The organism is Mucilaginibacter sp. L3T2-6 (assembly GCF_030519355.1).
Taxonomy (GTDB): Bacteria; Bacteroidota; Bacteroidia; order Sphingobacteriales; family Sphingobacteriaceae; genus Mucilaginibacter.
In genome coordinates this window covers 21,769-37,248 of the sequence record NZ_JAUMKC010000012.1, presented here as the reverse complement: position 1 = coordinate 37,248, position 15,480 = coordinate 21,769, and the positions used below count along the sequence as shown (strand labels likewise).

Below are 15,480 nucleotides of genomic sequence, written 5' to 3'. Positions count from 1 at the left end.
ACGCAGGAGCAACCAACCTCTCTCTCAAAAAAAAGGATCTTTTACCACGTCAGCTCAACTTTTACACCGTCCGGACTGTTGGCAAAGCCCATAAAAAGTGTTTTTGATGACGCATCCCACAATGATTGTACATCGCTGACGGTTTGACCCGCACTGTTGGTAACTGTAGTTGTTTTAGGCTGAGCCGGCAACAATACGCGCATGGCATTCATTGTTTTGGCCGGGCTTTTTACTACAAATGAATAACTATTGCCCTGCACTTTTTCGTCATAAGCTCTTGCCGCAGCAGCCAGCACCTGTGGTTTATTTTTGTCGGCTACGCGGTTTACAACATACAGCAGTGCCTGCTCTCCCGGTTTAACTTCTTTTTCGGAAAGCACGGGCAATTGCGGGTCGAAGAGGTCTATCACCGGACCAGTAACTTTGTAAGGCTGACTGTCGGCATTCTCGTTAACTACTGAAATAATATCATACGGGCCTCTTTCCAGGTAGAAGCTGTTTTTAAATTTCAGCTCACCCGCTTTGGCGTCCTTTTCATAGGCTTGCTTTAGCAGGCCAATGTAGGCGCCATCATTATTGGCAGTCATTACAAAGTCTTTCGGGTTTTGTCGTAACACATAAACCGTACCCTTGCCGATCTTAAAGTGTTCATTCTCTTTGGTTGGATTGATGCCAAGCAATTTAAACAGGTGTTGCGACGGGGCTTTAAACTTATTGCCTTTGGTATCCCACCATTCCATCACTGATTGATACGGGTCATCGTCTTTACCAATGTACACCAGCACGCCGCCATGTTTCACCCATTTGGCAAGATTGGTGTGCACATCAGCCGTCATCGGTTTTTGATTGGCATAGCTCATCACCAATACTTTAATATCCTTTAATGTAGCCGGATAGCCCAGGTTTTCCATGTGGACTGTCTGCACAGGCACGCCGCGTTTTACCAGCGGCAGGGTCTGTCCATAAAAAATAGAGAACTGCGGGTCCTCAAATCCGTTATGCGTTGGGAAGCGCTGAAACATCAGCGAGTTGCTCATCAGCACGCCAATGCCGTTTACACCCGATACTTTGTTTGATGATAACGGCATACTGTTCAAGGCATTTACCATTACCTGCATCTGGGTTGAATAAAAGTTCGGGATCAATATTTTTTCCTTGCTGTTGGGTACCGGGTACGGATGGGTGTATATTCTTTCAGGCCAAGGCATTACCTCGTAATTATTCACCATGGGGTATAGCAGCTTGGCGGTGAAAGTGGCCTGGTAGTTTCGCTTGTAATCGCTCCAATCGTGTACGCGATCTTCGATCGGATCGGTCAATAAAAACACTTTGCGTTTGGTAGGCGCGGTCATTGATACAGCTGAGCCGTATTCCAGAAAGGCATTCTCAAAAACACGCTCTTTTTTCTCGCCGTTAAAATAAGTAGGCTCACGCGAGGTGCCCGTCCAAACCTGCGCTATATAGCCATCAATACTGGGCAGTGAGGCTAAGCTTGCCTCCGGGCTAACAATCTGCCATGAAGAATAATTAACCAGTGAATGGGTGGCAATAAACACCTTAATATTCATCCCCTTGCTTTTGCCGTAGGATTTGGCGTACTCCGACACCTGTTTTATGGCGTCATAATATAGATGATACTTCAACTTACTGGAGAGATAGGTATCCTCTGCCGAAGCATCCTGCGGCCTCCACGGGAAGCCGTAATATTTTTGCCAGAGCTGTTTAAAAAGCGGGCTATAACCGGATTTCGCCCAAAACTCGGGCTCCTCTAAAAATATGGTGCTGATGTTATTATCAATAACCTTTTTCACCACCACCATTTTCATATAGTCTATAAACGATTGATCAGGCACTATATAAGGCATGTTATGACCGTGCATAATAGAATCACCTTTGATATTGATCTGTGTCACGTTCATGTGATTCTTTCCGTCCCATTTGCCTAATACGTAATCAAAATATTCGCCCCAGGCTATGCCTGTCATAAAGTTGACCTCGTAACCATGGTCGCGCCATGACTTTACGCGCTGCTCAAACGTCATTCCCTTACGGTCGTTTGCGCCATACACAATCGCGATATCAGAGCGCACATCAATCTCCGGGATCCAGGGGCTGCTGGTTTGAAACGCAGTTTTTTCTTTAGAAACAACAGGATTTGTGTTCTGCGCAAACACACTTACCGATGCGCATAACAAACCTGATAAAAGGATAGATTTTTTCATTTAGTAGTAGTTCTGTTTTTCGATAGAAGCAGGGCTTTTTTTTCTTTAGCCGATCGTTTTCTTCCCCAGGCTGCATTGTTGCCTCACCCTGACCTTCAAAGGAGAGGGTTCTAACGCTTCAGCTGCTAAAGTCTTCCCCTTTGAAGACGATTTCGGCGAGGCGAACCGTGCAGCTTTTCTTGCCTCAGTCTGGGGTCTTAAGTCGTTAGTCGCTTTTTGACTGCAGACTCAAGACTCCCCGACGTAAGACTAATTAAAATGTCACCGAAACCGGTGTACTGTAATTGTATTGATTAAGACCGGCGTTTATTCTTGCGCCAACCCTAAAATACACATCCTGTAAAGGCAGCGCCCCTCCGGTTGTAGTTATAGTAATGGTTTGGCCTAAAAGCGCAGTGCCATTCGAGCCACTGTACGAAGTTAGCGTTGAATACCTTGGATCGTAATTGTTTTGGCCGTCGTACTGGGTATTGCTAACATACAGGTTAATGTTAGTTACATCCAGCTGGTACGCGGGATTGCTGGTACCGCGGGTTACTTTCACCTGTACTGTAACCGATTTATCGGCATTAACCACCGGCTTGCCAACCCATTCGACCCTTAAAAAAGGCTGAACTTTAAATTTAAGCGTGGCCTGGTCTTTCAGCACGATAGTCTGGCTCGAGTCAGATACTACAGTCCCGGTATTGTCGGTTTGCACAAGCGGCACAAAAGGTCCTTCCACCGAAACCTTGTAAGTAGCCGGGAATACTTTGGTATTGTTAAAAGTACCGTCCTGTTTCGATTGAAAATAAATCGGAACGGGGTTAGCGCTGTAACTTGTTTCCAGCAGCTTCACACGGGTACCGCCGCCGCCAATTTCGGTTTGCACGGTTTGCCCGGTGCCTTCATCAACCGTACTGCCGGTTATAGTGCTCGATGGCGCTGCATAATTATCTGTTTTATTGCACGAGCTGCCAACGCCAACAGCCATCAACAATGCAGCATAATAAAATATCTTTTTCATGTTCGTTTCAATTAATAGCCTGGGTTCTGTATTAAATTACTGCTCTTCGAGATAGCGCCGCCCGGTATCTGCTCATAATACCAGCGGGTATCGTAAGTGTATACATCATTACGCTCGTCGGTACGCTGGTCGAAGAAATATTTACCGGCGTCAGCCGAATAGAACGGCATCAGGATGCGGTAGATAGTGCCATTTTGTTCTTTGTCGAAAATCCTCCACCTTCTCAAATCCCAATAGGTTTTGTTTTCAAACGCCAGCTCTTTCCTTCTTTCATTACGCACAACATCTATGGTAGCATCACCCGCACCGGTCAGTAAGTCAGCACCGGCCCTCGAGCGGATCTGGTTAACAATGGTAAAAGGATCAGCTGTATTGATTGAACCGGTTTGCCCCAGGCTCATCAATTCAGCAGCAGCTTCCGCGCGGTTAAGTAAAACCTCTGCGTAACGCATCTCGATCCAGGTTTGGGTTTCGTTGTTTTCCAATACCTGTGATGTAGCCAGGTTAGGGTTTAACCATTTACGAACCGAGAAGCCCGAAATAGCACAGGTTTGATCGCCGGTAAATACACCGCTCAGGCCCGCAGGGTTCATCAGGTCACCGTTAGGCAGCTTGTAAGCGGTTTGGCCCGCAGTTGATGATACCACCAGGTTTGCTGTCGGGTACTGCGATTTTGACCCGGCAGGCAACAACGGGCTGATTCCGCCGGCAGCCGACCCGGTATAGATGCCACGGCGTATTTCGATGTTTTGCCCTTTAAATACATCGCCCGGAAGGATAACGGTTGCACGCAGCCTTGGCTCGGCATTGGCGAAAATATCCATCGTATTGCTGAATAACTGATAATGCCCGCTGGCATCAAGGGTTTTCAGGGTACCATCAGGATTTTTTGGCAAACCATCAAATTTCTCAACGAAATCAAGGGTAGGGTTAACCTCAGACGAATATCCGTTAGGACCCATCAGCTGGCGCGGAACATTGTACGCATCATAGCCATGCACCGAGTTTGGATATTGATATTCACGCACAAAAATGTTTTCCTTGCTGGCAGGGTCTGAAAACAGGTTCACAAAGTTTTGATATTGCGCGTTCTTATCAGTTGGCGACCATGCACTCAGGTAAAGACTGTATTTGCCATCGAGCATTTTTGCAGCATCGTAAGCTTTCTGGAAGTATCCTGCAGCCTCACTTTCCGGCATTCCGCACAACTGGTTATGATCATTATCAAACAGGGTTATCTTATTGTATTTAGCAACGGAGCCTGCATACAGCATCGCTCTCGATTTAAATGCCGCCGCCACATACTTATTGGCACGGCTGCCGTCGCCATAGTCAGCATTCACTTCAGGAAGATTGTTTATTGCAAAGTCAAGGTCGCTGGCCACCTGGTCCCATACTGCTTTTTCTGAAGCGCGCGGAACTTTAAGATCGGTTACGTCCGAACCTGGCGTATAGTTTAACACCTTGTTTACGATCGGCACGCCGCCAAAGCGTTTTACCAGCGCGAAGTAAGTCATCGCCCTAACAAAATAAGCTTCACCAAGCCATGCGTTCACCTGTGCCTGTGTATAATTTTTGGCGTAGGCCGGCAGGGTTTGTATAAAATAGTCGCAGTCATGTATGGTGGTATAATTTCCTCCCCATACGTCCCAGTGCCAGTCGCCAAAATTTTCAGACGATGAACCTCCCTGGTCGCGGCTTAATGCCTCGCCTGTAGTAGCAGGCGTAGGTTTAATAATCCAGAAGAAGTTTAAGCCCATATCAGGCGAATACCTGAAATCTTCGATTGGCAACTCGCTGTAAAGGCGTGCCATATAAGCCTGAACACCACCCGTCGACCCAAAAACGTCAGGATCCTGGATGATATTTTTTGGCGGAATATTCAGCTTTCGGCAAGCCGTAATACCCGCTGCTAAGCATACAAATAGTATTATATATTTAAATTTTTTCATGATACTTTACTGATTAGAATTTTACATCCAGGCCAATGTTAAACAATTTGTCGAGGGGGTACAGGTACCCGTATGTACCGGTTGGATGCTCCGGGTCTACATATTTAACTTTGGTGAACGTAAGCAGGTTATAGCCGTTTGCAAATACCCTTACGCCCTTTACACCGATTGCCTTTAATGCGCTGGCCGGCAAAGTGTAGCCAAGCTCGGCACTCTTAAGCCTTAAATAAGCGGCATTTTGAAAGCCAAAGGATGAGCCCGTATTGGCGGTGGTTCCGGTATAGGCAAATTTGCCCGGCACCCATACGGTATTTGGATTGTACGGATCGGCAGTTGGGTCGGCAGGGTGCCAGTTATCGTTAAACTGGGTTAATGCGTTGCCGCCGCCCCACAGCGGGATGTTCAGCTGCTCCACATATGATATGCTGTAAATAGCCGTACCCTGGAATAACAAGTTGAAATCGAGATTTTCGTACGAGCCGCCGATGTTTAAGCCGTAAGTGATTTTAGGGATCACGCCCGGGCCACTGTTCGGACCGCCGCCATAGGCAATCGGATGAACGTCGTTACCATCAATCTGACCGTCGCCGTTCCAGTCCTGGTAAATGTAATCGCCTACAACTGTTCCGCGGTTTACAAATACACCACTGTTCAGGATCTGCTGGTAGTTCTGGTACTGGCCTTCGCCGCCATAGCCCATTTGTATGCCCTGGTTTCGGCCGGTATTGTTACGCTGCCAGTCGAGGTAAGAATTGCCCTGCGGAGATTCCGCCCTGGCTGTGCTTTTGGTATTGGTATAAAGGAATGTACCTTTTACGTTGTATCTGAATTTGCCGATACTGCCGTGGTGGCCAACTTCGAAATCAAAACCTTGTGTCCTGTCGCCATTCAGGTTGTCCTGCGGAAGAGGCGCTCCCAATACATCAGGAACCTGCAATACTGCGGAAGCAAGCAGACCTCTCCGGTCGCGTATGAAATAATCGAAGGTGACATTGAATAATCCTTTAGCAAGGTCCATGTCTACACCCGCGTCAAATGTATGCGAGGTTGACCATGTAATAGTGGGGTTAGGGATACCTTTGCTTTGAACAGAGTTGATAAAGGTATTTCCGAACACCGCTCCACCGGGAAGCTGGTTATTTGAACCGCCCGCGGGATAATTATACCCGGTTAGGAACTGGTAATATAGCGATCCATCATCACCCAGGACACCATATGACGCACGCAATTTTAAGTTTTCTATAAAGGATAGTGCAGATGAGTTTTTCCAGAAGCTTTCGTCAGAGACGCGCCAGCCCACCGATGCTGATGGGAAAAATCCCCAGCCCTGGTCTGGTGCAAACCTGGACGACTTGTCATTACGGAAACTAAATTCAGCCAGGTATTTACCCTTGTAGTCATAGGTTAAACGACCTACTACCGAATTGGTGGCGTATGAATACAATCTGTCGTTAGCAGCATCCTGTGTAGCATTCTGATTGGCGGAGTTACCTGCAATGATCTGATCTACCGGAATAGCCAGCTGCCTGTAGGCTGCAAAGTTGTCGCCACTTTGCAGGTTGCCTTCATAAAGCAATAATGCGCTTATTTTATGGCCGCCTTTAAATTCCCTGTTATAGTTGATGGAAAACTGGTCGGTATTTTTTGGATAATCGAAATACTGCCTTTGCACAAATGCAGGCGAGTTGTTTAATGTAGGCCTGTACGTTTTGGTAGCATCATCATACTCATACAGGTTATATGACTTTTGGAATATTTTATTGTCCTGAATCTGCTCATCGTAGCTGTACAAGCCTTTCAATGAAAGGCCCTTAACAAACGGAACCTTATACTCAAGGCTCAGCGATCCGTCAAAAAATTTATTGGATTGTGTATTGTAGCCGTTTACATCTGCATCGCCATAAGCAACCGGGTTGCCGCCATCAACCTGTCCTTTCAAATAGTAAGGCGCAGTATTGTTGGCATAAATGGTTTGGGTGGGCAGTTCGCGCCAGGCCTCCCTGGTTGTCCACCAGAATGATTGCGCCGGGGAGTTTTTCCTGTCATATATAGCGCTCAGGTTTAAGTTTACGGTAAGGTTTTTGCCGACCTTGCTGGTAATATTCGAGCGCACGTTATAACGCTTATAGTTAAGATCATTGCTTTGCAGTATGCCATCCTGATCGGTAAAACCGCCGCTGATCAGGTATTGGGTGGTTTCGGTACCGCCCGTAGCAGTAAGGTTATGTTGCTGCTGCATAGCCGATTTCCTGAAAGTCGCGTCGTACCAGTCGGTGCTGGTTTTGGTTCCGTTTGCGTAAGCAGCGAAATCTTCGGGCGTAAATACAAGCTTGCCGCCATTGGCCTGGTGTAAGGCCTGTTGGTTATACAAAGTCATGTAATCGGTAGCGTTCACAGGTTTTGGTAAACCCGACGGCACCTGCCAGCCATAGGTACCGGTGTAGCTTAATTGCAGCGTGCCTGCCTTGCCTCTTTTTGTTGTGATGAGGATAACCCCATTTGCCGCCTTAACGCCATATACCGCTGCCGAAGCATCTTTCAAAACCGAGATGCTCTCTACGTCGTTCGGATCAAGCCTCGAAAATATGTTGCTTGTGCCCACGCTGTTATCGCCGTTACCGCCGGTAACTGAAAAGTTAGGCTGCTCAACACCGTCAATAACAATCAGCGGGTTGCCCATGCCGCGTATGGCAATGTTATTGGCAAAGTCGCCCGGCTCCGACGTGTTTTGGACCACTTGTAAACCTGCAACCTTACCGGTAAGCATGTTTTCAACATTTTCGTTTTTAGTGGTAACAATTTCCCTGCTGGTTACAGCCGCAACTGATCCGGTTAGCGACGCTTTCTTTTGCGTACCATAACCTACCACCACCACTTCATTTAGGGTTGATGATGTCGGGGTAAGGTTTACTTTAAGATTTTTGCTGTCGCCCACCACTACACTTTTTTCCTGGTAGCCTAAAAAGGTAAATACCAGGGTGGCGCCTTTATCAGCATTAATTGAAAATTTGCCGTCTATATCAGTAACTGTGCCGGCAGACGTTCCCTGCAGCTTGACGGAAACGCCCGGTATGCCCTCGCCCTTCTCGTCAGATACTGTTCCCTGAACTGTGTTTTGCGCCTGGGCAAAGGCTTGCATTGTGAGGAGTAAAAACAGGCTGAGCGCAAAGGTCTTTAACAGCGCTTTCCAATTTTTACCCCGATGATGAACGTAGCAACATTCACCATAATTGGTAAAAAGTTTCTTCATAAATAAATTGGTTAGTTGGTTTATAAAATTCCTAAATCGGAGTTACAGGATTTTCAGGCTGGTTAAAACCGGCTGCTCTTCATTAGGCGAAACAATATTATACAGGCCTGTATTAAAGGATGGGTTAAAAAAGGGGTTAATTCTTTTAAAATTTTATTAACCCCGGGAAATTAACCGGTATTTTAACCGGGTAGGGGAATAAATATCTGCAGGGGCGTATAGCATATACCTTCGGGAATGGATAACGCCAATTGGGTATTCAGGGCGTATCTATACGATCCTACACAGATAAGATGGATATTTAGCGTGGATGACAGGACTTGCAAAATTTTGAAAACTTTGTAAATACGGCAGGCGTTATTTCGCCGCACAAATCTTTTCAAAAGGAACAGCATACGGCTCTCCTAACGATTTTTCGTATTCAGCAGCAAAGTCGTTGTAAATCTTGTGAGCAAATTCAATTCCCTTGGTGCGGCGCAAAGCTTTAAGCTTATATTTAATCGCTATGTCGTTAAATGGGTCAACGTTTAAGATCACGCGGGCAATTTCCATTGTTTTGCGATAATCCCCTTCTTCGTAAATGCGTTTTACCTCCGGCAGCAGCAATGGCATCAGCGATTCTTCATATTGTTGCTTGGTATCATCCAGCCATGGCTCGGGTACATGCTGCAACAGGCAGCCCCGGGCGATCAGGTCGAGCCAATCGAGGATATTCTTCCCTTCGCCGTTAGAGTGATTGTTCAGGTTTGCTATGGCCCGGCTTACCGTGCAATAATCACAGAAAAATTCCTCAGTGAAAGTAAAGCGATAGGTGTCGTTGATAAAAGTAAGCTCTATGCCGCAAATATCAGCAAGGATGCCGCGCAGGTGATTTATAGTAACGTTCTTTATATTTTTTGTTTTACCAATTTCCTTTTCGGGCCACAGCGTCGCAGCAATTCGCTTTGACACTACACCGTGCTCTTCGCCGCTGTTTAACAGAAGTAAAATAAACAGCTGCTTTATTTTCGGGCTGAACATATACGTTATGTCACGGCTGTTTTTATCGTAAACCGCGAAATCGCCCAGCATATAAACGGCATTAGCGCGCTTTTCATCGTCTTTTTTGTTTACGGCAGGCACTGAGATATCCAGCCCGGTGTTATCGGCAACGCCGGTTGTTTTTTTCCTTCTCTTCCAATAAACAATTACAGCACCAGCGCCAATAATAATCAATATAATAAACCACAGAGGCACGGGCAACCGGCTTGCCCAGCCATGGGAAATCGTGGTTTTCAAAGATGCCAGGTAGTCCTGCTGTCTTACCGGGGGCGACGCCAGCGAATACACCCGGATAGTTGACGCATCCGGTGAGGTAAATTCTTGTATGGTGCAGTAAAATACTTCCTGTCTCGGGTTATAAAACAGGTTGATGTCGCTTTCAATACGCTCGCCCTTGGCAGGTATGTTACCGCTTACCACCTCGTATGAGCCATCTTTAATCGAAAACTTATACAGGCTTAAGCTGGTTTTGGGTTTATCATGCGCGTAGCATATTGCATAAAAATGTTGTTTATCTTTTGAGATGATCAGGTTGTTTGCCGCCACAAAGTCCACAGCAGGCGGTTTTATTTCCCAGCATTTTTTGATGGTATGCGTGGTTAGATTAACCCGGTACAGATCATAAAAATGTTGCCCGCCAACCACCTGGTTGCCACTTTGATTGCCATAGCCACCAAATATGTAAACATCGTTATTTGCATCTGCCTGGCTAAAGCCGGAGAAAAAGCGGGGCATTATCTTATCACCATTAAACGGTACCTTGTCCCAGCTGTCGGTTTGTTTGTTATACTCAAAAAAGTCGTTATAGTACTTAAATGAGCCATAACCACCAAAAAGATAAAATTTATCCTGGCGGTTGTCGTAAAAAATATTGTGATGATGGCGTTGTTCAGCAATTGTGGCCGCACCGGTAACATCCCATCTCAGCGTGTTTAAATCAAGGGAAGCAATACTTTGTGCCGGCTGTAACTGTTTCGGCGCTTTCAGGGTTTCATAAGCATAAAGTTTGTTTTCCCGGGTATTGATAATGCTTTTACCAAGATGCAGGGGTACCGGGCAGTTGTTTTGATAAGCTTGCGATGATATGCTGTTCCGTTGAACATCGTACGAAATCAGCGAGTCACTTTTAAATATCACCAGTCTTTGTGCCGCCTCATCAAAATTTATACCTGCTACTTGCGCAAACCCACGGGTAAATCTCGGCGCCCAGAAATACGACTCATTAATGAGCCATACCGGGTTATCTACTGTTCCCAAAACGTCGCCATCGCCGCTAAAAACATCTTTCCCGCTCCATTCGTTTAATGGGAAAGTGTAACTCTTGTCGCCGTCGGTGACTGTTAAATTCCTGATAGCCATCTTGGGGACATCAGAATAATGTTCGTTTTTACCGAAATATATCCTGGGACGGATAGCGCCATCAAAGCTAAATCCGCCGGCGCTGTACCATTTGCCATTTATATGGATACCTACGGTATTTGCATTGAGGTCAAGGTGGATCTTTACCGGCATCCAGATATGCCTTTTAAGCTGGCCCAACGGAAGCGGGATTTGCAGTTTATTGCTTTTGCTGTCGATATTAAAATTTAAAAACTGCGCATTGTTTAAGTGTATCGAACTTAGGCTGTATGAGTTGTTTTTAGTATCGGTGATGTTAAGAATATAGCCGAGGTGCTCTATATCCCACAAAGAGAGGTCGAAATTAATATCGAGCTTACCATTAAACTTAGGCGGGTCTTTTTTAAAAACCAGGTACGAGGTGCGCCTGCTAAGCAGGCTGTCGTTCGAGTTAAACTGAAGGCCCTGTCCGTTGCTTTGAAGGCCAAACCCCATAAAAATTAAAAAACATACTATTCTGCATACGCCGGAACGAAGTACTGAAATCGTATACTGTTTAATCATTTAGCTCTCCAAAAAATCAGACGGACAATTACGGTGGCCCCTCCCGTAAATAAAAAGCTAAATTAATACTTTTTTAGTATGAATAAGGGTAGAATTTAAAGGGCCTTAGTGTGTTGAAATGGCTGACATGGCAGGGATGAGGATCAGGACGTGCGTGACACCGCAGCTGTCAACCTAAGTGACAATTGCATGTATAGCCCCCTATAAATCTTCCGTTAAAGCAAGGCTTTAACCCCTATCCAGTACAGGTTAAATACCCTTTACAGTTTTAAGCACCTGTAAACATTTAATTATCTTATTATCAAATATTTATGACAAGGTTGCAGCAAAATTCTGTAAAGTACCTGTAAACCTTCGGCTTGCAAAAAACGGGATGTAAATGACCTGAATCTTTTAGCTAAGTGCGTCGTGAAAAATAACGCCCAGGGTATATCGCTCACCGCTTTGCAATTGGCTTACCCCATGCTTCATATTTACGCGGTAATACCCCTTTGCCCCCTTAACCGGTCTGAAATTGGTGGTGAATATCAATACATCGCCTTTACGTGGCTTCAAAACAATTGCCTTTGATTGTGCGCGGGGTATTTGCTCCGTCAGCACAAATTCGCCGCCGGTGTAATCGCTGTCCGGTTCGCTCAAAAATATAACCAGCTGCATTGGGAAATATACGTCGCCGTACAAATCCTGGTGAAGCGTATTAAATCCCCCTTTACCGTATTTCAGGATCAATGCGGTGGGCTTTACCTGGTTATTGCTGTGGCACAATTGCTGCAGCTCTGCAAATGTATCAGGGAATGTAGTTTGGATGTTTAGTGCCGTCATCCAATTATTGGCAATTGGCGCCAGTTGAGGATAAACCGCCTCCCTGATTTGCTGAACCAGGGGCGGCAGGGGGTAATTAAAGTACCGGTATTCCCCCAGGCCGTAACGGTAACGCTCCATTATAACAGTCTTCCGGTATAAAGAGTTGTTGCTGTAATTAGCGATAAGATTGCTGCATTCTTCATCACTTATCAGTCCGCGTATAAGGGCATAGCCGTTATCATTCATGCTGTCTGTTACAGCAGGCCAATTTATGTTTTGGATGGATTGCTTGATCGTGGTCATCTTTTAAATCTGTGGTTTTAATTCAAAGCCTCTGCCTGTGCCGCTTCCCAGCCAATCATAGCGGTTTTACGGTTGCTGCCCCAATGATAATTTCCAAACGCTCCGCTGGATTGTATCACCCTGTGGCAGGGAATTAAAAATGCTACCGGGTTATCGCCCACCGCGCTGCCCACTGCTCTTGAAGCTGTTGGCTGCCCAAGCTTGCTGGCTATATTGCCATAGGTAGATAATTTCCCCACGGGAATTTTCAGCAATGTTTCCCAAACCTTTATCTGAAAATCGGTACCTTTCAAATGCAGTTTTATTTCATTTAGCTTGTTCCAGTCGTGTTTAAAAATGTAGAGGGCATTTTGCTGAATCATATCTACCATGGGCCTGTATGCTGCGTTAGGGAAAATTCTTTGCAGCGTTGTCAATCCTTCAGCTTCGCTTCCGGCAAAGGCTATGTGGCAAATTCCTTTCGGTGTGGATGCCACCATAATGTTGCCAAAAGGGCTCTCGGCGTAGCTATAGTTAATAGATAAGTTTTCACCTCCGTTTTTATACTCGCCGGGTGTCATGCCCTCGATATTTACAAACAGGTCATGCAGGCGGCTGGTGCCTGAAAGGCCGGTTTCAAACGCAGTGTCAAACAAGGTCGCCTGTTCGCTCAGCAATTTCTTCGCATGGTCAATACTGATGTATTGCAAAAACTTCTTAGGGCTCACACCTGCCCATTCCGTAAATATGCGCTGAAAATGAAAAGGACTTAAGTGCACCTTCTCAGCTATTTCATCCAGGGTTGGCTGCGTTTTAAAGTTGGTCCTGATATAGCCGATTGCGTCCTCAATCCGGCTATAATTTGTTATTTCCTGGTCTTTCATTTTTGTTTTCCTTAATTGTACATAACAAAAGTACAGCGCCATCAGACCCAAACCGACCCGAAAATTGCGGACTTTAAACTAACGCTTTTAATATACCGGCTCAGGTAAATATACGGCTGTAAAAAACATTCCCCTGAAATCTCCGTTTTATTTAAAAAATAAATTACCCATGAACTTATTAAAATTTATTATAGTTGGCGCTGCCGTGGGATACGGCATTAACTACATCACAAAGAAAAATGAAAACGGCCGTTCTATCATCGACGACCTGGCAGACCAAGCTCCTGATTGGTTCGACAAGGCAAAAGAATTTGCAGACAGTGCCCTTGGGAAAGTTGGCAAAAGCGTAGAAGAGGTAAGGGCTAATTTTTAATTATTCGTAAAATATCCTGTTACCCGGGCAGCGGTATGTTTGCCCGGGCGTGTTAACAGCAATCCGCGGCTTATTAACTGCGCTATATTGGTTGCTGCTACATATTTTTTTATACCGAAAATAATGAACGCTCATCCTTGTTGTGCCACCAGCACCGGTCACCGGGCAATTGCTGGTCTTTTAAGTAAGCGCAAATCCACTACAATATTATTTGGACTTTTACTTTTATTTTTTTTGATCTCGCCGGTATTTGCCGGCGCAGGCGGTTTTAAGTTTAAGGTAAAAAATACTGCTAAAACAAGCGTCGCGGTTTTTTATAAAATCACGACGCCGCAAGGGAAGTTTAAATTAAAAACCCTCATTAAACTGCGCCCGGGAGAGGAGAAAATAAAAGCCATATCCGTGGCGAAAAATGACACAATAGCATTTTACGGCCAGGATGCAGAAGATGAAACCTCGGTAACCATAAAAAAGACCTACGACCTGCTGCTGCAGGACAAGGATAAAATTACTTATGTTCCTATTATCATTCCCGAAAAACAGATATCTAACTTCGAATCGCTCGAAGGATTGAGTGTTAAACTGGAACATAATAAGGTGCTGAACTTTTTGTTAAAAATGGACTCTACGTCGATGAGCAGCCTCTCGATGCTCGAGAAGAATTTCCAGAACGTTTATCCCTTAGGTACTTTTATTTTTGTTGATGTTAAAACCAACCGGCTGTTGCTTCCACCACTCGAACCGTCATTCTGGAACAGCAGCGAGAACTATTTAACCATACAGGATAGTCTTTATGCTATGGTTAATAAAGGCCGCAGCGGGATGGCGAATGCGCAGGTGGCATATTTTGTGGCTAAAATGTTTGATTCACTGCGCGTAAACAACACGGCTGAGCTTGAATTTAAGGCAAAGCTTTCGCTTATCCGCTGGAAACCAACACCCGCTGCAAATATCTACCAGGTTTTCAATGATAAATCGGTTGAGGCATTTTTGCAGAATTGCTATGCCCAGATTGACAATCCCGACCAGCAGTACCAGCGCTACCGGCTTTATTTCCTGTCATCCTATGAGCGCATTGACGACCTGGAGATCTTTGGAAGGCAATACTACAACTTTGGCAACGAGGCCGATCTGTCAATAGCCTCTCCGGCCCAGGTTTTCAGCACCAACCTGGGGGTAATGTATACCAAGAATAAAACCTTAAGCAACTATTATTCTGTTCAAAACGCGGTATTACGAACCAAGGCTTATGATTTTACCTCGTTATTATTTAACAGTTTTAAAAAGAACGTTCAAAACAAGATAATTGCAGAAACGCGCAGTAACCAGCATAATATACTTGCAGCGATCGTCGACGAATATAAAAGCCTTGTCGCCTACAATCCCGACCCGGTGAAGCTAACCCTGCAGCCGCTTGATCCTAAAGACCCATCGCCCTCTATCGTACCTATTCAAACCACTGTGAGGAACTTATCACCATACACCATAATTCCGCCCGATACGGCGAAAACCGATTCGGCCAGGACCGTTAACGATAAGTTGTCGGCTTATAACAACAAGGTGAAGTTTTTCAATTCCCATTTAACTGAAATTCAAACTTTGTTTAAAGAACTTGACCAAACGGATAATGACCTGGAAAAGCTATCTCATAATAATCCTGACAAAGCCTTTACCAGCACGGTCAACTCGCCCGGATTGCTGAAAGAAATTGAGGTGAACAGCCAGGTGGCGCGAAAGGAATAGGCCTCCATTACATAAAATAAA

General features: G+C 45.4%; 9 protein-coding genes. 2 read left to right on the top strand and 7 right to left on the bottom strand.

Annotated elements, in window-relative coordinates; all coding sequences use genetic code 11:
- Nucleotides 1-41: 41 nt before the first annotated feature.
- The 7 genes from Q3W13_RS14240 to Q3W13_RS14210 form a co-directional block, all read right to left on the bottom strand.
- Nucleotides 42-2,222, bottom strand: coding sequence for a hypothetical protein (locus Q3W13_RS14240; RefSeq protein ID WP_302864838.1), 2,181 nt, complete (start codon nt 2,220-2,222; stop codon nt 42-44).
- Nucleotides 2,223-2,475: 253 nt separating this feature from the next.
- Complete coding sequence (locus Q3W13_RS14235) at nt 2,476-3,228, bottom strand: DUF3823 domain-containing protein (RefSeq protein ID WP_302864836.1); 753 nt, start codon at nt 3,226-3,228, stop codon at nt 2,476-2,478.
- Nucleotides 3,229-3,239: 11 nt separating this feature from the next.
- The gene (locus tag Q3W13_RS14230; protein ID WP_302864834.1) at nt 3,240-5,180 is read right to left on the bottom strand and encodes a RagB/SusD family nutrient uptake outer membrane protein; all 1,941 of its coding nucleotides are present in this window, start codon (nt 5,178-5,180) and stop codon (nt 3,240-3,242) included.
- Between the two features lie 13 nt (nt 5,181-5,193).
- A complete protein-coding gene (locus Q3W13_RS14225) occupies nt 5,194-8,430 on the bottom strand; it encodes a TonB-dependent receptor (protein ID WP_302864832.1) in 3,237 nt (1,078 codons plus the stop codon).
- A 357-nt stretch (nt 8,431-8,787) separates the two neighbouring features.
- Complete coding sequence (locus Q3W13_RS14220; RefSeq protein WP_302864831.1) at nt 8,788-11,304, bottom strand: kelch repeat-containing protein; 2,517 nt, start codon at nt 11,302-11,304, stop codon at nt 8,788-8,790.
- 462 nt (nt 11,305-11,766) lie between these two features.
- The gene (locus Q3W13_RS14215; protein ID WP_302864829.1) at nt 11,767-12,480 is read right to left on the bottom strand and encodes a 2OG-Fe(II) oxygenase; all 714 of its coding nucleotides are present in this window, start codon (nt 12,478-12,480) and stop codon (nt 11,767-11,769) included.
- Nucleotides 12,481-12,497: 17 nt separating this feature from the next.
- On the bottom strand, nt 12,498-13,343 hold the full coding sequence (locus tag Q3W13_RS14210) for a methylated-DNA--[protein]-cysteine S-methyltransferase (protein ID WP_302864827.1): 846 nt from the start codon (nt 13,341-13,343) through the stop codon (nt 12,498-12,500).
- 169 nt (nt 13,344-13,512) lie between these two features.
- Here Q3W13_RS14210 and Q3W13_RS14205 point away from each other — a divergent pair, with 169 nt between their 5' ends.
- Entirely contained in the window at nt 13,513-13,716 is a 204-nt protein-coding gene (locus Q3W13_RS14205; protein WP_302864826.1) for a YtxH domain-containing protein, read from the top strand.
- A 123-nt stretch (nt 13,717-13,839) separates the two neighbouring features.
- Entirely contained in the window at nt 13,840-15,459 is a 1,620-nt protein-coding gene (locus tag Q3W13_RS14200; RefSeq protein WP_302864825.1) for a hypothetical protein, read from the top strand.
- Nucleotides 15,460-15,480: the final 21 nt, after the last annotated feature.

Coding starts and splice junctions, on each gene's coding strand:
- Q3W13_RS14240 (WP_302864838.1), bottom strand. CDS start 2,222: ATGAAAAAATCTATCCTTTTATCAGGTTTGTTATGCGCATCGGTAAGT.
- Q3W13_RS14235 (WP_302864836.1), bottom strand. CDS start 3,228: ATGAAAAAGATATTTTATTATGCTGCATTGTTGATGGCTGTTGGCGTT.
- Q3W13_RS14230 (WP_302864834.1), bottom strand. CDS start 5,180: ATGAAAAAATTTAAATATATAATACTATTTGTATGCTTAGCAGCGGGT.
- Q3W13_RS14225 (WP_302864832.1), bottom strand. CDS start 8,430: ATGAAGAAACTTTTTACCAATTATGGTGAATGTTGCTACGTTCATCAT.
- Q3W13_RS14220 (WP_302864831.1), bottom strand. CDS start 11,304: ATGGGGTTTGGCCTTCAAAGCAACGGACAGGGCCTTCAGTTTAACTCG.
- Q3W13_RS14215 (WP_302864829.1), bottom strand. CDS start 12,480: ATGACCACGATCAAGCAATCCATCCAAAACATAAATTGGCCTGCTGTA.
- Q3W13_RS14210 (WP_302864827.1), bottom strand. CDS start 13,343: ATGAAAGACCAGGAAATAACAAATTATAGCCGGATTGAGGACGCAATC.
- Q3W13_RS14205 (WP_302864826.1), top strand. CDS start 13,513: ATGAACTTATTAAAATTTATTATAGTTGGCGCTGCCGTGGGATACGGC.
- Q3W13_RS14200 (WP_302864825.1), top strand. CDS start 13,840: ATGAACGCTCATCCTTGTTGTGCCACCAGCACCGGTCACCGGGCAATT.